Annotated in this window: 19 protein-coding genes; 10 read left to right on the top strand and 9 right to left on the bottom strand. The window is 34.2% G+C overall.

Annotation, left to right across the window (positions count from 1 at the left end; genetic code table 11):
• Positions 1-11 precede the first annotated feature (11 nt).
• A complete protein-coding gene (locus ACWIUX_RS03350; RefSeq protein ID WP_448589311.1) occupies positions 12-932 on the top strand; it encodes a respiratory nitrate reductase subunit gamma in 921 nt (306 codons plus the stop codon).
• Positions 907-2,526, top strand: a complete 1,620-nt coding sequence (locus tag ACWIUX_RS03345) for a (Fe-S)-binding protein (protein WP_448589310.1) — start codon at positions 907-909, stop codon at positions 2,524-2,526. Before ACWIUX_RS03350 ends, ACWIUX_RS03345 begins: the two co-directional genes overlap by 26 nt.
• A 9-nt stretch (positions 2,527-2,535) precedes the next feature.
• Here ACWIUX_RS03345 and ACWIUX_RS03340 read toward each other — a convergent pair whose 3' ends face one another.
• The gene (locus tag ACWIUX_RS03340; RefSeq protein WP_448589309.1) at positions 2,536-3,183 is read right to left on the bottom strand and encodes a hypothetical protein; all 648 of its coding nucleotides are present in this window, start codon (positions 3,181-3,183) and stop codon (positions 2,536-2,538) included.
• Positions 3,184-3,451: 268 nt separating this feature from the next.
• Here ACWIUX_RS03340 and ACWIUX_RS03335 point away from each other — a divergent pair, with 268 nt between their 5' ends.
• Together ACWIUX_RS03335 and ACWIUX_RS03330 are read left to right on the top strand one after the other, a co-directional pair.
• On the top strand, positions 3,452-3,778 hold the full coding sequence (locus ACWIUX_RS03335; protein WP_448589308.1) for a TusE/DsrC/DsvC family sulfur relay protein: 327 nt from the start codon (positions 3,452-3,454) through the stop codon (positions 3,776-3,778).
• On the top strand, positions 3,768-4,901 hold the full coding sequence (locus ACWIUX_RS03330; protein WP_448589307.1) for a type IV pilus twitching motility protein PilT: 1,134 nt from the start codon (positions 3,768-3,770) through the stop codon (positions 4,899-4,901). Before ACWIUX_RS03335 ends, ACWIUX_RS03330 begins: the two co-directional genes overlap by 11 nt.
• Positions 4,902-4,912: 11 nt before the next feature.
• Here the strand turns inward: ACWIUX_RS03330 and rpmB are convergent, their stop codons facing one another.
• Positions 4,913-5,101: a 50S ribosomal protein L28 gene (gene rpmB, locus ACWIUX_RS03325; RefSeq protein WP_448589306.1), complete on the bottom strand. Its 189-nt coding sequence runs from the start codon at positions 5,099-5,101 to the stop codon at positions 4,913-4,915.
• An 81-nt stretch (positions 5,102-5,182) separates the two neighbouring features.
• Here rpmB and yqeK point away from each other — a divergent pair, with 81 nt between their 5' ends.
• Both yqeK and rsfS read left to right on the top strand, forming a co-directional pair.
• Positions 5,183-5,782: a bis(5'-nucleosyl)-tetraphosphatase (symmetrical) YqeK gene (gene yqeK / locus ACWIUX_RS03320; RefSeq protein WP_448589305.1), complete on the top strand. Its 600-nt coding sequence runs from the start codon at positions 5,183-5,185 to the stop codon at positions 5,780-5,782.
• Positions 5,769-6,119 carry a ribosome silencing factor gene (rsfS, locus tag ACWIUX_RS03315; protein ID WP_448589304.1) on the top strand — a complete coding sequence of 117 codons (351 nt, stop codon included), beginning with the start codon at positions 5,769-5,771 and terminating at the stop codon, positions 6,117-6,119. The genes yqeK and rsfS overlap by 14 nt, the downstream gene beginning before the upstream one ends.
• A gap of 88 nt (positions 6,120-6,207) precedes the next feature.
• On the opposite strand, the gene ilvD is transcribed toward rsfS, so the two are convergent.
• Complete coding sequence (ilvD, locus tag ACWIUX_RS03310; protein WP_448589303.1) at positions 6,208-7,881, bottom strand: dihydroxy-acid dehydratase; 1,674 nt, start codon at positions 7,879-7,881, stop codon at positions 6,208-6,210.
• Between the two features lie 211 nt (positions 7,882-8,092).
• Between ilvD and hrcA the strand changes: the two genes are divergently transcribed.
• Genes hrcA through ACWIUX_RS03290 form a run of 4 tightly spaced genes read left to right on the top strand, consistent with a single transcriptional unit; the run spans position 8,093 to position 12,153 of the window.
• Positions 8,093-9,139 carry a heat-inducible transcriptional repressor HrcA gene (gene hrcA / locus ACWIUX_RS03305; protein ID WP_448589302.1) on the top strand — a complete coding sequence of 349 codons (1,047 nt, stop codon included), beginning with the start codon at positions 8,093-8,095 and terminating at the stop codon, positions 9,137-9,139.
• Positions 9,136-10,251, top strand: coding sequence for a DnaJ C-terminal domain-containing protein (locus tag ACWIUX_RS03300; RefSeq protein ID WP_448589301.1), 1,116 nt, complete (start codon positions 9,136-9,138; stop codon positions 10,249-10,251). The genes hrcA and ACWIUX_RS03300 overlap by 4 nt, the downstream gene beginning before the upstream one ends.
• Entirely contained in the window at positions 10,251-10,973 is a 723-nt protein-coding gene (locus ACWIUX_RS03295; protein ID WP_448589300.1) for an RsmE family RNA methyltransferase, read from the top strand. Before ACWIUX_RS03300 ends, ACWIUX_RS03295 begins: the two co-directional genes overlap by 1 nt.
• Positions 10,960-12,153 carry a radical SAM protein gene (locus ACWIUX_RS03290; RefSeq protein ID WP_448589299.1) on the top strand — a complete coding sequence of 398 codons (1,194 nt, stop codon included), beginning with the start codon at positions 10,960-10,962 and terminating at the stop codon, positions 12,151-12,153. The genes ACWIUX_RS03295 and ACWIUX_RS03290 overlap by 14 nt, the downstream gene beginning before the upstream one ends.
• Before the next feature lie 11 nt (positions 12,154-12,164).
• On the opposite strand, the gene ACWIUX_RS03285 is transcribed toward ACWIUX_RS03290, so the two are convergent.
• From ACWIUX_RS03285 to ACWIUX_RS03260, 6 genes are all read right to left on the bottom strand, one after another.
• Complete coding sequence (locus ACWIUX_RS03285) at positions 12,165-12,680, bottom strand: hypothetical protein (protein ID WP_448589298.1); 516 nt, start codon at positions 12,678-12,680, stop codon at positions 12,165-12,167.
• A gap of 18 nt (positions 12,681-12,698) precedes the next feature.
• A complete protein-coding gene (locus ACWIUX_RS03280) occupies positions 12,699-13,943 on the bottom strand; it encodes an NlpC/P60 family protein (protein WP_448589297.1) in 1,245 nt (414 codons plus the stop codon).
• On the bottom strand, positions 13,933-15,669 hold the full coding sequence (locus ACWIUX_RS03275; RefSeq protein WP_448589296.1) for a diguanylate cyclase domain-containing protein: 1,737 nt from the start codon (positions 15,667-15,669) through the stop codon (positions 13,933-13,935). The genes ACWIUX_RS03280 and ACWIUX_RS03275 overlap by 11 nt, the downstream gene beginning before the upstream one ends.
• A complete protein-coding gene (locus ACWIUX_RS03270) occupies positions 15,653-16,822 on the bottom strand; it encodes an iron-containing alcohol dehydrogenase (RefSeq protein ID WP_448589295.1) in 1,170 nt (389 codons plus the stop codon). Before ACWIUX_RS03270 ends, ACWIUX_RS03275 begins: the two co-directional genes overlap by 17 nt.
• A 179-nt stretch (positions 16,823-17,001) precedes the next feature.
• Positions 17,002-18,156, bottom strand: coding sequence for an MFS transporter (locus tag ACWIUX_RS03265; protein ID WP_448589320.1), 1,155 nt, complete (start codon positions 18,154-18,156; stop codon positions 17,002-17,004).
• Positions 18,157-18,205: 49 nt separating this feature from the next.
• Positions 18,206-19,102, bottom strand: an 897-nt coding sequence (locus tag ACWIUX_RS03260) for an efflux RND transporter permease subunit (RefSeq protein WP_448589294.1), incomplete at its 5' end; no start/stop codon positions are given.

Genomic DNA, 19,102 nt, shown 5'->3' with positions numbered 1-19,102 from the left:
AGGAGGCTACATTGAAGCAATTTATGATTTATTTTGCATGGTTTTCCTTAATATGTTTTTTTATGGGATCCTTTTTGAAATTACTTAAAATCAACAGTATGCCCTTACATCTTAGAGCTGAGCTGTATCCTGTGGCTCACGATCCAAAACATAGCTACGGAGGAAGCTATATGGAGGAAGCAAACTATGTAGAGGAGGTAAAAAGCGGGTTAAAGCATATATGGATTAACGATGTTATTGAAATTCTTAAAGAGGTTCTTTTTCTGGCTAGAGTGAGGGAATATAACATTTACGGTCTTTGGTTGCCGTCTTTGTTTTTACACTGGGGACTATATTTTCTTTTTGGGTGGATTTTCTTATCAGTTTTTTCAGTTTTTTGGCCATTTTATTTTTTAATACAACTATCGAGTATTTTTGGAATTGTAGCTGGAATATTTGGAGTGTTGGGTTCTTTTATTTTGATTTTAAAAAGATTATTTTTACAAGAGTTGAGAATTTATACGACTCCTTTGGACTTTTTTAACCTTTTTTTACTCCTTTTTATGTTTTTAGCAACCCTATCAACTTTTTTGTTTAATGCAAATCACGATATTTTAAAGTATCTTGGTTCGGTGATATCTTTTAGACCCGTAAATGTATCTAATTTTGTTCTTGTTCAATTTTTCTTATTTCAACTTTTCTTATTCTACTTTCCATTTTCAAAATTTATGCATGCACCAATTAAGTATTGGACATGGCATGCTATTATGTGGGATGATGCGCTCACCATGAAGGGGAACAAACAGGATTTAACTCTTCAAGAACAACTAAAATATAAACAGTATTGGGCGGCTCCACACGCTATACCTGGCGTCTCATGGGCTGAAGTTGCAACAAATCTAAAAGTAGAGGAAAGGGGAAATAATAATGGCAATAAAAAGACCACCCTTTAACGATATTTCAAAAGATCTTAAAGAACCTATGGCTCCTATTGAAATGGAAGACTTGATAGACATACTGGGCATAGATAAAAGCGAAGAAACGCCTTTAGAGCCAACAAGCGATAGCATAAAAAATACATACGATTGGTATTTGGATGGGCACGTTGCGCTTAGCAATCTATATCCTCCAAAATCAAAAGAAGAAGAAAATGAAATTGTAAAAAAATTCCTAAGTGGGTTTGAGAAACTGCTAGACCCAAAAAATAACTGGACTATGCTTCAAATTTTGAAGACGGGTTTAGATTATTGTGTTAGATGTCAAACTTGTTCTGAGGCCTGTCATGTTTTTATAGCAAGCGGTAGACAGGAGATTTATAGGCCTACTTATAGAATAGAAATTTTAAGAAGGATATATAAGAAATATTTCACGCCAGAGGGAAAGCTTTTAGGTTCTTTTGTGGGCGCTGATGTAGATCTTAATTGGAAAACTATCTATAGATTGGCTGAGTTAGCTCACAGGTGCAATCTATGTAGGAGATGTGCTCAAAGGTGCCCTGTTGGAATAGATAATGGATATCTTGCAAGAGAGATTAGGGTTCTTTTAAGCCAGGAGTTGGGTATTTCTCCTGCTGAAATATTAGAGAAAGGTTCTCGTTTGCAATTGACAGTGGGTTCATCTACTGGACTTTCTCCAATGGCGCTAAAAGACTATTTAGAATTTATTGAGGAAGATACGTATGAAAAAACTGGAATAAAGATTAAGTTTCCAATAAATAAAAAGGGTGCTGATATACTGCTGATTCATAATGCTGGTGAATATGTTTCCTGGTATGAGAATCCTGCTGCATTCGCGATATTGTTTGATGCGGCTGGCATAAACTGGACTATATCTGATGAGCCTGTTGGATATGACAATATAAACTATGGTCTTTGGAACGACGATATTGAGGCTGCAAGGGTAGTTTTGAGACAGGCAAAGATTGGCAAGGACCTTGGAGTTAAAAGAATTGTTATTGGCGAATGTGGACATTCTACAAAGGCATTTTGTGTTATCGGAGATAGAATCTTAACTGGAGATCTTTCTAGTTCAGAAATTTCAAGAGAGTCTTGCTTGCCTTTGTTCTGGGAAATTTATAAAAGCGGGGCGATAAAATTCGATCCCTCAAAGAATAACTTTCCCGTGACCCTTCATGATCCGTGTAATATTGTAAGGAATATGGGAATAGTTATGCCACAAAGAAATGTGCTTAACGCTATTGCTCCAAGGTGGAGGGAGATGCATCCACATGGTGTTTATAACTATTGTTGTGGTGGAGGGTCAGGTTTTGCTATTATGCAGGGTTTAAACTTCCCGCAGTGGAGAAATAAGGTATCTTCTAGAATGAAACTTAATCAAATTTTGAATGCTTTTAAAGATGAGTTGAATCCGAGTATACCAAAGTATGTATGTGCACCATGTTCAAATTGTAAGGGAACCATTAGAGACCTTTTTGTGCACTATAAGTGTAAGGATAAATTTAATCTTACATACGGTGGTCTTGTTGAATTGATGGTTAATGCTATGGTTGATCTTAAAAAACCTTATATAACGTGGGAAGAATATTAATCCAAAATTTTATTCGGAGGGTGTAGTGTTAACTACACTCTCTAATTTTTCTTTTATAAATTCTATACCTACTCTTCTTAGAAATTTGTAGAATCTTTCTTTTTCTTTCGCATATGTTATATAGACAAAAAACAATTTTTTTAATTCCTCTATCACCTGATCTTCATTTAAATCTGTTGAAATCATTTCACCTATGCCACCATTTCTCCCAGCGAAGCCGCCAATAGTTATGGTGTATCCTGTGGGGTATCCCATTATGCCAATATCTCTAACTAAAGGCTCGCTGCATCCGTTGGGACAACCACTAATAGATATCTTTACCTTTGCAGGAGTAATTATTCCATAAAAATTTTTGTTTATCTTCTTTGAAAGATTTCTTGCATCCTGTCTCGACATAGGACAGTATGGCTTTGAAAGACAAATTTGAGCATAGAAGACTTTGCTCTCCATATGCGGCAGATCCAAAAATCCTACTTCTTTTAGTTTCTCTTTTGCCATATCGTCTACTTTTGGAATAGTGACTGAAGAGTTTCCTGACAATATTATCTCGTATCCTTTTCTGGAAAGGTCTAAAAGTAGTTTGAGTTGAGATTGATTTAGTATCCCATCTGGAACATAAAAACTTTTTGGAAATTTATTTAAAAGCTCTGGATTCATTCATTCTCTCTCCCTTATTCAAATGAATTTAAAAAAGCACATTATTATTTTAAATCAAATACAATTTTTATAAATTGATCTAAATCAAAGTATTGATAGTAAGCCAAACATCCTGTTTGATGCCTGTGAAAGCAAAAAAGTATTTCGCGAGCAAGATGCTCGCGATACTTTGAAGAACGTCCACGAGCAAGATGCTCGTGTTACTATAAGATGCTCGCGATACTATAAATTTATGATATAATAATTAAAAAATTTGTGGGGTGGTTTTTTGAGAACATTTAAAGTCAAAGATAAGGAATATAAAGTCGATGTGGAAGGAAACTTATTAGACTATACTTCTTGGACAAGGGATTTTGCTGAAGCTGTTGCAAATGAAAATAAAATTATGCTTTCAGATGTTCATTGGAAGATTATTGATTATGTAAGAAGATATTACGAAGTTGATAAAGTTATGCCGCCAAAAAAGCAGATAGAGAGAGAATTCAAATTAAGTGAAAAAGATATGATAGAACTTTTTCCGATGAAATATAAAGATGGCTATCTCTATCTACTGAGTAAACTAGCTGGATTACCGGTGCCGACAGGTGATATTTGATCCATTATTTGCTCAAGTTTTTGATGAGGCTTTGAGGCTAGAGGCAAGCGATATCCAGCTTAAGAACGAATCTCATCCTATATTTAGAATTCACGGCAAACTGGAGAAAATTTCTTATTTGCCTTATTTTAAAGATGAAGAATTAAGAAAAATAATATTCCAACTCTTGACTCCAGAGCAGCAAAAGAGAGTGTTTGTAGAACTTGGTCTTGATTTTGGTTTTACGTATGAAAACAAGTCTAGATGTCGTGCAAATGTTTATTTTAATAGAGGTACGATAGGAATAGCACTGAGAATTTTGCCCATGAACCCTTATTCATGGGAAGAACTCTCTTTGCCAGACGTAATAGAAAAAATTAGAAACTTGAGGCAGGGTTTGGTTCTTGTCACAGGGCCAACGGGTTCTGGAAAATCTACTACAATGGCTGCTATGATTGACGATTTTAATACCTTGAAAAGTTTAAATATCGTGACTGTTGAGGATCCAATAGAATACGTCTTTACTGATAAAAAATCTAATATTATTCAAAGAGAAGTCGGTTTGGATGTTAGGAGTTTTCCTGAGGCGCTGAGATATGCCTTACGTGAAGATCCGGATCTTATTTTTATCGGTGAGATGAGAGATCAAGAAACAATTAATTCTGCATTTTTAGCTGCCGAAACAGGACATCTGGTTTTGTCCACACTTCACACAAATAATTCTTATTCTACTGTGGATAGAATAGTTAATACCTTCCCTGCAGATCAGCAACACTTTGTTAGATTGAGACTTTCTGAAACTCTTAAGGTGGTAATATCTCAAACCTTATTGCCTGCTGCTGATAGAAAGGGCAGAGTGGTAGCCTGTGAAGTGATGGTTGTAACCCCACATATTAAAGATCTGATTGCAGAGGCAAGATTAGATGATATGTATTCAGATATAAAAAACGGGCAATTTAACTCTATGAGTACGCTTAATCAATCTCTCTTCAAACTTTTTCAAGAAGGAAAGATTGACAGAAATACTGCGCTTAGCGCCTCTTACAGGCCAAGCGAACTTGAGCAAATGCTAAAAGGGGTTTATAACAGCGCTGACGCATTTGAAGAAATTACTAAATCCCAAAGGGGAGGGGGAATAGTTTGATTCAGTCCCCCTTATGCTCTTGCAATTTTGTTCGACTTTATACAGCTGGTGCAGACGTAAACGCTCTTTATGCTTCCTTCAAGATTTACTTTTATCTTTTGAAGGTTTGGCAAAAAACGACGGCGTGTTTTTCTGTTTGAATGGCTCACATTGTTCCCTGTTGAAGGTCCCTTGCCACAAATTGCACAAAACTTTGACATTGTTTCCTCCTCCTTTGTATTTAAACAAAACATGTATAATATTAACAAATAAAATGAAATTTGAAAAGGTGGCGAATGGTATTGATAAATAAAGTTATGGAATTTGCAAAAGAAAAGCTTGGGAATTCCTACAGGTTTCGTCATACTTTGGCTGTAGCTGAAGAAGCGAAAGATATCGCGTCCTTTATGAAAGTTGATACAGAGAGAATATATATAGCTGCCTTAATGCACGATACTGCAAGGGGTTTAGATTCTGAAGATATGCATAATGAAGCTAAAAAATATAAAATTAACATTTCTACCTTAGAAGAGAAAAGACCTATTTTGTTGCATGGTTTAGTTGCAGCAAATTGGCTTATAGATAAGCTAAATATAGTTGATTGGGAAATATACGAGGCAATTTGTCTTCACACGACAGGCGCTCCAAATATGGGAAAAATGGCTGCAGCACTTTTTATGGCAGATAAGCTTGCAATCACAGAGGGTTCTCATATAGATGAAAGCTTGCTAAACGCCAGAAAACTTTTGCCTAATGAGATTGAGAGGGCTTTTTTATGGTGTTTTGCTTATAGTTTTCAATATCTAATAAATAACAATCAAGAGCTTCATCCTGTATCAATTGAAGCTTGGAATTATTACTGCAAAAAAGAAAATTTGGAGGTATTGTTTGGAAAAAGATAAGTCTAAACTATTTGCGCTTGAAATTGCAAATTTTATCAAAGAGAAACATGGTGAAGATATTACGCTTCTTTCTATTGGGGAGAAATCTATAATATGTGATTATTTTATAATCACTTCTGGAAATTCACCTATACATGTTAAGGCTATTGCAGATAATGTAATAGAAAAGTGTAAAGAGCTCGGTAAAAATGTTTTTAGAATTTCTGGATATGATGAAGGATTGTGGGTCATAATCGATCTTTTAGATGTAGTAATACACATCTTTTCACCGATGGAAAGAGATTATTACAACTTAGAAGGGTTTTGGAAGGGTGTTAGCGTAGAAAAGATTAACTAAAAAATAAATAATTCACTGAATCTTAAATTTAGTGCGCCTTGTGGTGCTTACTTTCAGGCGCACTTCTTGTTGTAAAAATGTATTTTAGTTAATCATCTTTAAATACTGCACCTGTGCTAGCTGATGTTACTAATTTAGCATATCTTGCAAGATAACCAGACCTTACCTTGGCTGGTTTTGGTGACCAATTTTTTCTCCTAGTTTCAAGAGTTTGAGAATCTATCTTTAGTTCAATCTTTTTATCTGGTATATTTATTTCTATTAAATCGCCTTCTTCTACTAGGCCAATTGGACCACCTTCTGCAGCTTCAGGTGAAATGTGACCAATTACTGCACCGCGGGAGCCTCCTGAAAATCTACCATCTGTAATCAAAGCTACTTCTTTGTCCAATCCCATTCCTGCAACAGCTGATGTAGGGCTTAGCATTTCTCTCATACCCGGTCCTCCCTTAGGACCTTCATATCTGATTACTATTATATCCTTTGGTTTTATTTTATTTTCTAATATAGCTTTCATTGCTTCTTCTTCAGAATCGAATACCCTAGCAGGGCCAATATGTACTAGCATTTCTTTATCTACAGCTGATTGCTTTACTACTGCTCCATCAGGAGCAAGATTACCTCTTAATATAGCTATTCCTCCGCTTTGAGAATATGGCTCTTCAATAGATTTAATTACATCCCTTCTTTTGACTGTCTTGTTTTGTATAATTTCTCCAATTGTTTTGCCTGAAACTGTGAGATTATTTAAGTTAATGAGGTTCTTTTTTGAAAGTTCGTTCATTACAGCACTTATTCCACCAGCTTCATTTAAATCTTGGATGTGATGTTTTCCAGCTGGACTAATCTTACAAAGATTTGGAGTTCTTGTTGATATAAGGTCAAAAATTTCTAGGGGAAGCTTTATGCCTGCCTCGTGAGCAATGGCTGGGAGATGAAGCACTGTATTAGTAGAACCTCCAACTGCCATATCAACTGCAATTGCATTTTCAAAAGCTTGAGGCGTAAGTATATCTCTTGGACATATGTTTTTGTTTACTAACTCTACCGCTTTCATGCCAGCATAAGTTGCCAGTCTTTTTCTTTCACCCTCGAACGCAGCAGGTATTGTTCCATTACCTGGAAGTGCCATCCCTAATGCCTCTGAAAGACAGTTCATGGTATTTGCAGTAAACATTCCTGAGCATGAGCCACATCCTGGGCATGCACACATCTCAAGCTCTTCAAGTGTGGCATCATCATACTCACCACGAGTTTTGTGACCTACGCCTTCAAATACTGTAATTAAGTCCACGTCAGTTTGGTGAAATCTACCTGCGAGCATTGGCCCTCCTGAAACTATGATTGAAGGTATATTTAACCTTGCAGCAGCCATTAGCATTCCTGGAACGATTTTATCGCAATTTGTAAGCAAAACAAGACCATCAAACATATGCGCTTGAGCCATCGTTTCTATAGAGTCAGCTATCAATTCTCTTGATGCGAGGGGATATTTCATGCCTTCATGACCCATAGCAATCCCGTCACAAATTCCTATTACCGGAAATTCAACTGGTACGCCGCCAGCTTGATTGACCCCCTTTTTTATATAGTCTACTAAAGTTCTTAGATGGATATGACCGGGAATTATTTCGTTAAAAGCATTTACAACTCCGATTAGTGGTTTTGACATATCCTCCTTTGTGTAACCCATTGCGTAAAAAAGAGATCTATGCGGCGCTCTTTCAAGTCCTTTTGTGACCATATCGCTTCTTCTTGACATATTCTTTCTCCTTTCGCATTTTTTGGATGAGGTTAAATAAAAATATTTTTATAAGATAGATAGCTAAAATTAATAAAAAATGTCTTTTACAAAATTATAAATTTAACAAAAATATATAAATAAAACTTCATTATAAATTGTTTAAATCTAAATTGTATTATAATATATTATGAAGTAATATAAAAATACTTAAGGAAGAGGATAGATTGAAATGAAAGGAAAATTCTCCGATGATTATCTTTCTCCTAGAAAGAAAAAGGTTTTATGGGCTGTTGTAGAAAGCTATACCCAAACAGCCGAACCTGTTGCTTCTAGGACAGTTTGGAAGAGATTTGATCTAGGAGTTAGCCCTGCTACTATTAGGAACGATATGGCAGATCTTGAAGAAGAGGGATTTTTAAATCAACCTCACGTTTCGGCAGGGAGAATACCTTCTTGTATTGGATATAGATATTACGTTGATTCTTTAATGAAATGGCCTAAACCTGATTTAAACCAAATAGAATTTGATGAAGAATTTAACAAAGATAATCCTATAAGCGATTTTTTGAAAAAGATGGCGAAACAACTTTCAAGTAAAACTCTTGGAATTGCTATTATATCTCATCCCTTGCTTTTAGAACTTACAGTTAAAGATTTTCACCTTTCTTACGTGAAGAAGGGTTTTTGCATAGTTTTTTTGCTTCTTGAGGGATATGTTACTATTACTTATCCCTTAGAAATAGATATTACAAGTGAAGAAGATGCATTTGTTCTTAATTCTCTAGTAAAAAGCAAAGTGATAGGAAAAAATAGGAATGAAATCAACTTTGAACTTAATTCTTTTCATGATCCAGTGCTGCAACTATCGACGCAAGCGAAACAAGTTATGAAAAGTATTATAGAAAAGTTATGGGAAGCTACTGATAAAAAGGCTTATATATATTATAGTATGAAGATGTTTAACTTGCCCGATTTTTCTGATAAAGAAAAGTTTGATATATTGGTTGCCTTATTAGAAGAAGAGGAAAAAATTGTAGAAAAGCTCTTCGAAGACCCTTGGGAGAAAAGAGAAATAAAAATTGTAATTGGTGAAGAGAATGAGGATCCTAAATTTTGGGAGTTTACCTTTTTTAAGATCCCTTATTATTATGCCAATAAAGTTGTTGGTTTTATAGGGCTTATTTCTCCTACACGTGTAAGATATCCATATGTGGTAGAGTTACTTGATATATATGCGCACAAAATTTCAAGCGGCTTGAGGAGGTTATTTGATTGAGAACAAACAATAAAGATCTTTATTCTATACTGGGAGTTTCACGAGATGCCTCCTTTGAAGAGATTAAGGCTTCATATAGAAGGCTTGCGAAAGAACTTCACCCTGATGTGAATAAAGATGACCCCGATTGTGCCGAAAAATTTAAGGAACTTACTCAGGCCTATGAGATTTTGTCTGATCCTGAAAAGAGATCAAGGTATGATAGGTTTGGAACAGATAAAGATATTGCAGATCCATTTGGTGGAATGTCAGATATATTCGAAACGTTTTTTGGTGACTTCTTTGGAGTAGGTCAAGAAAGATCTAGACGAACCGTAAGTTTTCGAGGAGAAGACAGAGAAATTGTAGTGGGAATAACTTATTTTGAAGCTATAAACGGTGCTCCTGATAAGATAATTGAATATGATAGGTATGAGAAGTGTGAAAAGTGTGAAGGAAAAGGCTCTGTTAGTGGTAGGAAAACCGTTTGTAAGGTATGCCATGGTACTGGTCAGGTAACATCATCAAGAAGAACCTTTTTGGGAAGCGTTTATCAAACTTATACCTGTCCAGAATGTAATGGTAAAGGATTTGTAATTGAAGATCCGTGTCCTCATTGTAGAGGAACGGGAAGAGTAATAACAAAAACAAAGATATCAATTAGTATTCCACCATTTACTGAAGAGAAAAAGATATTTAAAGTTAGATCAGGCGGCAATGCTGGCTCTTTTGGAGAGGAATATGGAGATTTGTATGTCCAGATAAAGTATATAAACGATGAAAGGTTTATTAGGGATGGATATGATTTAATATATCCAGTGAATATAAGTTTTCCTCAAGCTGTTCTTGGTACAAAGATAAAATACTATACTCCCGATTCAGAAGAAAACCTTTTAGAATACGAGATTCCATCAGGAGTGCAACCTTATACAGAATTTAGAATAAAAGGAAGAGGACTCCCAAGACAAGGGGGAAGATCTAGAGGGGATTTGATTATAAGGGCTATTATAAAAACTCCAACGGAAATTACGGATGAGGAAAGAGAACTTTACGTAAAGCTCGCTCAAATCAGAGGGGAGTTTTTGGAAAAAGATAATATATTTAAAAAGATTAAGAAAAAAATTAAGAAATAGTGTCTGAACCACGTCTTTATATAAGTAAAGAAAGATTAAAAGATCTAGTTTTGGGTGACAGCTTAAAATTAGAAAAAGAAGAAAAGCACTATCTTTTTAGAGTTTTGCGTTTAAATGATGGTGATGAAGTTAATGTTCTTGATGGTAGAGGAAACATTTTTAAATCTAAGGTCAAAGGTTTTGAGTTAATTCTGGGTACTAGGATTGATGCAAAGGAGCCTAAGTTAAATATTACTTTATTTCAATTTCTGCCAAAAGGTGATAAGTTCAGCGAAATAGTTCGTATGTGCACTGAACTTGGAGTTAAAAAATTTGTTCTGGTATACGGTGAGAGAAACTCTTATGGAGAGATATCACCTAATAAGATAAAAAGATGGCAAAGAATCTCAAAAGAGGCTGCTGAACTTGCAGGGAGAGGTTTAATTCCAGAAATTTTAGGCCCATACAAACTTCTTGAATTACCAGATCAACTCTTTAAAGGTCAGATAATTGTTTTTTGGGAAAATTCGAATCAGCCAATCAAAGAGATTTTTAAAGATGGTATTGCAGAAGATATATCTATATTTATAGGTGCTGAGGGGGGGATATCTATAAATGAAATAGATTTTCTCAAATCAAAAGGGGCTTATGTTTTATCCTTGGGTGAGAGAATTTTAAGAGTTGAGACTGCAAGTACGGTAGCTTGCAGTATATTTTTTTATTTATCAAATGATATCAAATAAAAGAATTTTTTCACTAGCATTGGGATGCAAGGTTAGTCAGGTTGATCTTGCTAAGTTTAGAGAATTGTTTTTCCCTGGGTACATTGAAGAATCGTCAGCTGATTTGGCTGATGTTATTGTAATAAGTAGCTGTGCTGTGACAGAAAATGCTCAAAAGGAATCCATTAAAGTTTTGAAAAAATTTATTAAATTAAACAAACAAATCTATTTTTTGGGCTGTGCAGTTTCAGCATATAAAAAATTAAGAGATTTATTTCCAGAGGTCACATTTTTTGATAATTTAGAATTAAGAAGTTTATTAGATAAAAGGACTGTTAGTGCTAGATATCATAATAGAAAAAGATATGTTCTTAAAGTAGGAGATGGCTGCTGCAGAGAATGTTCCTACTGCGTAATAAGGATCTTACGAGGTCCATTGAAATCAAGGCCTTTTGATGATATCAAAAGTGAAATATTAATGCTTCAGGATATAAATGAAATAGTTTTGAGTTCGATCGAGTTGGCTTTATGGGGTTATGATTTTGGACTTGATATAGTATGGTTACTAAAAGAAATTGGCAAGTTACTTCATAATAAGAATGCCAAAATAAGGCTTGGGTCTATTTATCCAGCGTTGCTTTTAAATAAGGAGTTTGTAACTTTGATGACAACTACAGATATTTTGCAACCTCATTTACATTTATCCCTTCAAAGCGCTAGCCCAGAGGTTTTAAAATCAATGAGAAGATTTACTAATGTGGACAAGATTTTAGAAAAGATATTTGAAATTAAGGATTCAAGACCTGATTTTCTTGTTTCAACAGATATAATTGTAGGATATCCTATTGAGAGCGATAGAGATTTTCAGCTTACAGTAGATTTTCTTGAACAACTTCCCCTTGTAAAGGTTCATTCCTTTCCCTTTTCTCCCAGAAAGGGTACCAAAGCAGCTGAACTAAAACCATTAGAGAAAAAGGTCGTTTTGGAAAGACAAAAATTAATAATCGAAAGGTTTTCCCAATCGCAAATTTTAAAAAGTTTTATAAACAATAACATACCAGATCCATTGTGGGAGAGAGAAGATGAAAATTGGCTGTACGGTCACAGTTCAAATTACATTCCTATAAAACTTGATAAACGTGTATCGAAAAAATTTTTAAGAGGGAAATCGGTAGATAAAAACTACTTAATTTTAGAATAAGTGCTTTATGGTTATTTTGTGGGAAATCCTGGAATAATTATTGGTAACACTTTTCTCATTATCTCAGCTGAAGCCTCTTTCATAGCACCCTCAAAGGGATTGTTTGTTCTGATTATTGGGGTAGAGGATGTACTTTCGCCATATACTGAATCTGTTACTATTACTTTTTCGCCCTTTAAAAGAACTATTTTTGCTTTTATAAAAGATTTTTCTGCAGAGAATCCAAAGCTAAATTGTGGAACCTTTTTTACGTCCGTTACTGTAACTATCAGGTGAATATTGCTGTTGGGATTTATACCTATATTGTGTGTGTTCAAGTCTGATTTTATTATGTCGTAAAACTTAGAAAGATCTTCGTCTCCAACTTTTCTTTCAGTAACCTTTCCTGCTCCCTTTGGCACATAAATGGAAGAATCAGCCTGGACATCTAGGTTTATTAACTGAAAGTAAGTATTGCTTGTTTCTTCTGCATAAACTGAAGTAGAAAACAAGAATAACAAAGCTGTTATAAAAATCAGAAATTTCATATTTCTCACCTCACTAAATTATGGTATTTCTATTGCTGTTGTCAGAGATTCCAGAAAACTTTTATTATCTCTTCTTCTTGCATTAATTATATCAGTAACTGCAACCTTGTAATCATTGATTAGAGTGTTATTTTCATAATAGGACGTGATATCGTTTATTACGTATGCTGAACTGTCAAAATAGCCAAGATAAAGCATTACGTGGTCTTTCATAAATAGTAATGCTCCAGGTTTGAGCTTTTTTATAATATCTAATTTCTCGTCATCATTAAGGTTCTTGAAAGAAAACCTTTTTCCAGGTAGCATTTCCTGAGCATCTGCATTTCTCGGTAAAGTAAAGCCAAAAGATTTAAAGATGTCTTGAATAAAAGACGAGCAATCGTGAAAGCCATCTTCTCCACCCCAACCGTAAGGCTCGTTTAACATTTTAAAGGCCTGATCAATAATAGCCTTTCTTGTATAGGGTAAATATTGATAGACTGCATCAGAAGTTGAGATTCGTCCTATTACAAGTTTAACTGTAGCAGATTGGTCTATTGTAGGGATTAGAACCTTCCAGTATCCGTCTATTGGGGTATTTTCCTGTAAAATGAATTTAGTTCCCATATTTACTTCTTGAAATTCTTCGCTACCTAATATTAATTTCGATTTTGAAGAGATAGTTGTTACAAAATTAGCATTTAGCGAGTCTATACAATTTATGAAATCTTTCTTATCCTTAAAGAATGCAACATCTCTTTTCAAGATCCAACCATTGTAGTTTTTGCCCTGAACGAATAGCCAATTTCTGCCCTTGTCTTCAGTTAGCACTAATATTGGCTCATTTATTTCAAAGGTGGTTTCCTGAAACTGATCGAAACCAGTAGACTCAGGATTATAGGTAGCTTTCAGGAGTGTTGGAAATGTCCTTACGTTTACTCTTTTTAGTGTAATTGCATATCTTACAGCATTTATATCGTTTATAACAATATTATTAGTGAAATCTTGGTGTTCATAATAAGTTGAATCTATATATATGGGAAAATAGTCGTCATTTTGGAAAATAAGCTTTTCTAATTCTTTTTTTGAGATTTTATTTTTGAAAGTTCTAAGGGAAATTATGCCATTAATTTTCTTATTGAAGTTATTGATCTCATCCTTAGTCATCAGTATGCTGTTACTTAGTCCAGATTTATAATTTTCTACGTTTAAATCAGCATAACAAAGGCTATTAGCTTGAAATAATAACATTATAAATATTACTAAAAATAGTTTAAATAACATTCTCAAAGTAGAATAAAAACTTGTTTCCTCCTGAATTTTTTGCCTTGTACATTGCGGTATCAGCATTTGTTAGGAGTTCTTCATAGCTTTTTGCATCAAAGGGATATATGCTGATACCTATGCTAATGCCTAATTTGAAGAAGTTATTATATAAAGAAAAAGGGTTTTCAAATAACTTAACTATTCTTTTTGCAAGAGGTTCTATTTCGTTTTTATCCTTTAAATCTGGTACTAAAATTGCAAATTCATCCCCTCCCATCCTTGCTATTATGTCTGTTTCTCTGATTGTTTCCCTAAGTTTTTTACTTACTAACTGTAGCAACTCGTCTCCTATTTGGTGTCCTTGTGTATCATTTACGTTTTTAAATCTGTCAAGATCTAAAAACATTACTCCTAAAAAGGTTCCGTTTCTCTTTGCTCTTGCGATCTCATGCTGAACTCTTTCAGAAAAAAGTGCTCTATTTGACAAACCTGTCAGATGGTCGTGGAAAGCTAGATAGTTTAGCTTATTTTCCAGCAGTTTTTTCTCAGTTACGTCCTTAGCTATTAAAATTATCATATCTTGATCGTTTATACGGCATTTTTTTAAATCTATCTCTACATAAATGTTTTGGGAGCCCTTACTGATAAATTCTGCTTGAATGCCACTAATATATTGTTCTGAAATCAATTTCTCAAAAAGCAAATCTTTGTTCTTGCCTGGCGCAACAATATCTTTTATGGTAAGTTTCAATATTTCTTCCCTTGTTGTATTTAAGAGCGCACACGTTGTGTCGTTTACCTCTACAAATTTTTCAAATTTACCCCCTCTTGGTATAGGAAATAGCAGGACTGCTTCGCTTATACTATTGAAAAGAACTCTAAAGCGTCTCTCCTTTTCTTCTAAATCTTTATTAATTTTTGAGATTTCCGATATATCTCTTAAACTTAGGATATATTTTATGCTTTCGTCTTTCATTTTTGATATATTTGCCTCTACAATAATTTTGCCTTTGTTTTTAGACTTTATTTCAAAGGTAGCATTTTTACTTTCTGTAATATTAGAAAAACTTGATATTATTGATTCGAGGTTTTTGTCATCTACAAGATCATAAAAAGAGTGACCAATTACTTCATAATCTTGATATCCTAAGGTCTTATTTATCGATGGAGTTGCTGACAAAATCTTAAAATCATCTGAAATCACCATTATTACATCTGATATGTTTTCTAGAATTTTTGTGTAATGCGTTTCTTTGGCTTTTATCTCAGATTCTTTCTTAATTTTTTCAGTAATATCTCTTGCAATCATTATATAATACCACTGAGCAGAAAATCTTTTTGATGTTATTGTTATTTCTACTGGAATTTTTTCGCCGTTTTTACATATAAGCTCGGTAACGAAGAATTTTGAAAAATCCTTTGAGGGGATATAGTCGAATATTTCTGAGCATTCGTTTTCAGGAATGTTTATGTATTCAAGTAAGGACATATTTTCTAATTCCTTTATATTATAGCCGAGATTTTTTATTGCAGTAAGATTAGCATCGATTAGTTTTTTGTTTACAGAATTTATAAGAAAAATCATATCTGTAGAGCTGTCAAGAAGAGCACGGAATCGCTCTAAATATTGAATCTTTTCTCTAAGCTCTCCATAGTAGGTTTTCTTTGAAGAACCTTCTCCTAAGCCTATAAGTTGTTTTCTTATACTTTCAACGAATGACGGTTCTTTAAACGTTTCTCTCAATGAACTCTTTCACCTCTTCAAAGGTTGGCATAACAGGGTTTGTAAGCATACAAATGTCGTTTATTGCATGTCTTGAAATTATATCTATTTCTTCTCTCTTTAAGTGCAAGTCTTTTAGAGTTATGTTGAAATCGACTTTTCTTTTCAAATCCTTTATGCCCTCAATTAATATGTTTTTTCTTCTCGTTTCGTCTAAACCCTTCAAATCATATCCTAAACTTTCACTAATTTTATCGTATCTATAAGCTGCATATACGTAATTGAAGTCTATCACGCATTCTAATAGTATAGCATTGCACGTGCCGTGTCTGATATCTTTGTATCCGCCTATGCTATGGGCTATGGCATGAACCATGCCCAGACTGGCGTTCGAAAAAGCCAACCCTGCCATAAGGCTTGCAAGCATTAAATCTTCTAAATAATTAATATTTTCTGGATCTTTTGCAGCTTTTGGAAGGGTCTCGAATATAAGCTTTATGGCTTTTAGCGAAAACATGTCGGTAATGGGAGATGAGCCTAATGATACATACGATTCAAAGGCATGCGTTAATGCGTCCAAAGATGTAGAAATCAAAAGTTCTCTGGGCAAGGTTGTTAAGGTTTTTGGATCTATAATAGATATGTCTGGCACTAATGATTTGCTAACTATTGTCATTTTGTATTTCTCTTTTGTATCTGTGATAATTGCAAATTGAGATACGTCAGCAGAACTACCACAGGTGGTCGGTACACAGATTATAGGAGGCATTGGGTGAGAAATCTTATCAATTCCCTCATAGTCTTTTATTGATCCTGGATTGGTGGACATTATCCCTGCTGCCTTAGCTATGTCTATTACGCTTCCACCTCCTATTGCAATTATTGAGTCACAGTTGCAATTTCTGATAATTTTTGAAGCTTCTTCAACTTCATAGTCCTTTGGGTTTTCTGAAACCCTATCATATATGCAGTACCTTATATCTATCTTCTCTAGCTGTTTTAAAATGCTTTTTACCCAGCTAGCCTTTAACAATCCTGAATCAGTAATTACAATAGGAATAGTAAGGGAAAAATTCTTAATATAACTTTTTACGTAATCTATGGAATCTGCGCCAAATATAAATTCAGGAGCAACAAATTTTGAAATCTTATACATTGACTCACTTTTAATCACTAGGCTCTCCCCTGCGACAGAACGTTTGTGTTACGTAAAAATTTATATAAGCATTATATAACTATTTGAAAGATTTTTCTACAACATAAATTAGGTGTTTATTTGGTAAAAAGTAATCTAACTAAATTTATCAAAAAATACTTACAAATTATTAACCTTTTTTGAGAGTTGCTAAGTTGCTAAACTTCAAATTTTTTAAAGAACAAATAAAAGCATATAAGATATAGTATCTGAAATGCTGCGCCTATAATAAATGGAGTAGTATAGTCTTTGTGCGCAAAAAATATTCCCGTTATAAATGGCCCAATTGATAGGGATATTATTTGAGAGAAATTATTTATACTTAACGCCAGAGTTGCTTTTGTTCTAGTAATGCTGGCAACAAGAGCTTGTCTTGTGCCGATATTTCCTCTATTTAAAAAGGATCTGAGTATATAAAAAAATCCTGCTAATAATGAATTAGGGGAGGAAATCATTAATATTAAAGATATCAAGCCTCCAAATCTCATTAGAGTAACAGTTTTTGCTGCGCCAATTTTTTTTACAATATATATGGATATGATGCTTGAAAGAGATGTCATAAATAGTGAAATTGTAAATATTATTCCGAGATTAAAAGCATTGCTATTAAACTTGAGCTTGAACCAATATGGCAAAAGAGGCATTATAAAACCAAGAGAGAGGCCATTGAGCGAGTTCATTGCAAACAATAGTATTAAATTTTTGTTTTCTTTTTTGTTAATCTTTTTCTCTTTTTCTGAGTTTTTATCTATACTATCAGCTTGAGATATTGGATCGGATTTTACTTTAGATATGAGATAAAAGCAGATTATGTTCCAAAAAATTATAGTAAGAAATATTAATCTAAATGCAAGATCTGGGACAACAAATTTTGATAAAAATTCAGGAATAGTTGCAACCATTGTTCCTATGCCCATTCCGCAAAATATCAGGGAGTTATTCAGACTAAAAATCGCTGATTTTCTGCTATATTTTATCAAGTCATTTAGCCAGGAGACCTCTATTACAGCAAATGGGCCAGAGCCACCTATACCGCTTCTGCCAAAACCACCGATTATAGCAACGCCTCCGAGAAGTAAGTTATTTGAGGTGAAAAGGGCAATTGTTGCACACATTATAAGAATTATCTGAAATCCTAAGATGAACCTTTTCTTGTCATATTTTCCTGCAGTTAACCCAAAAAGAAAGGATAGCATGCCATTTATAAATAGGCTGGTGCTAAATAAAGTGCCTATGGATATAGCATTCCAGCCTATTTGGTGTAAATATAAAGGAAAATCAATTAAAAGCGTGCCTTGACCAATACTTCTTATTGCCCTTGCGTAAACTAAATATTTTTCTTCATTTAAGATTGATCTAATACTAGCCCTTCTTTGTTAAAAAATATGAGAAAAATGGAACGTAAATGAGGCTTAAGAATGTTCCAAAAATCAAGCCTCCAATGGCAACTACTGCAAGAGGTGATAATCTCTCGAGTCCAATTGCCCATTGCATTGCTATAGGAATCATACCAACTGCTGTTCCAAATGCGGTCATCATAACAGGCCTAGTTCTTATGTGAATACTTTGTAATACTGCTTCTTCTCTATCATAACCATTATCAAGATATGTTTTTATAAAATCAATTATCAATATAGAGTTCTTAACGATTATACCAGAAAGTAGGATAAAACCCATAATAGCTGGTAGACACATAGGTTTGTCTGCTATTAACAAAGACCAGGCTCCGCCAATGATTGATAGAGGAATTGCTGCCATAATAGCAAAGGGATTGAGCCATGATCTAAATATTGGAACGAGTACAAGGTAAAGAATAACAAAACCTACAAATATAGCTTTAAACATCCTTCCCATAGAATCCATCATAGTGGAAATATCGCCAGTTTGCTTTAGCTCGACATCAGAAGTGATCTTACCCTTGTTCTCTATTATAGCCTTTTGGAGCGCAGGTGTAAAGCTTTCCATAATGTGAGAAACAGGGAACGTAGAGCGGTAACCCATTACATCTTGAGTGTATTTCATAGCTTCTCTTGTTATAATTGTGGGTTCATAAATTGTGCTTAAAGTTCCAAATGATTCAAGAGGAATAAATCCCTTTGGAGTTTTTATTAAAAAACTTTTCAGGCTGTTTACATATTCTCTTGAAGAAGCAGGCAGTATTACCTTTATTAGGTATCCAGTTTCATTTGGAACAGTAAAGATCGAAGCAGTAGCACCCTGTATTCCTGCAGAGAGCTGAGATGCTACGTCATAAGGAGT

The organism is Thermodesulfobium sp. (assembly GCF_053498235.1).
The sequence above is the reverse complement of the archived record's forward strand: the minus strand, read 5'-3'. Positions and strand labels throughout refer to the sequence as shown.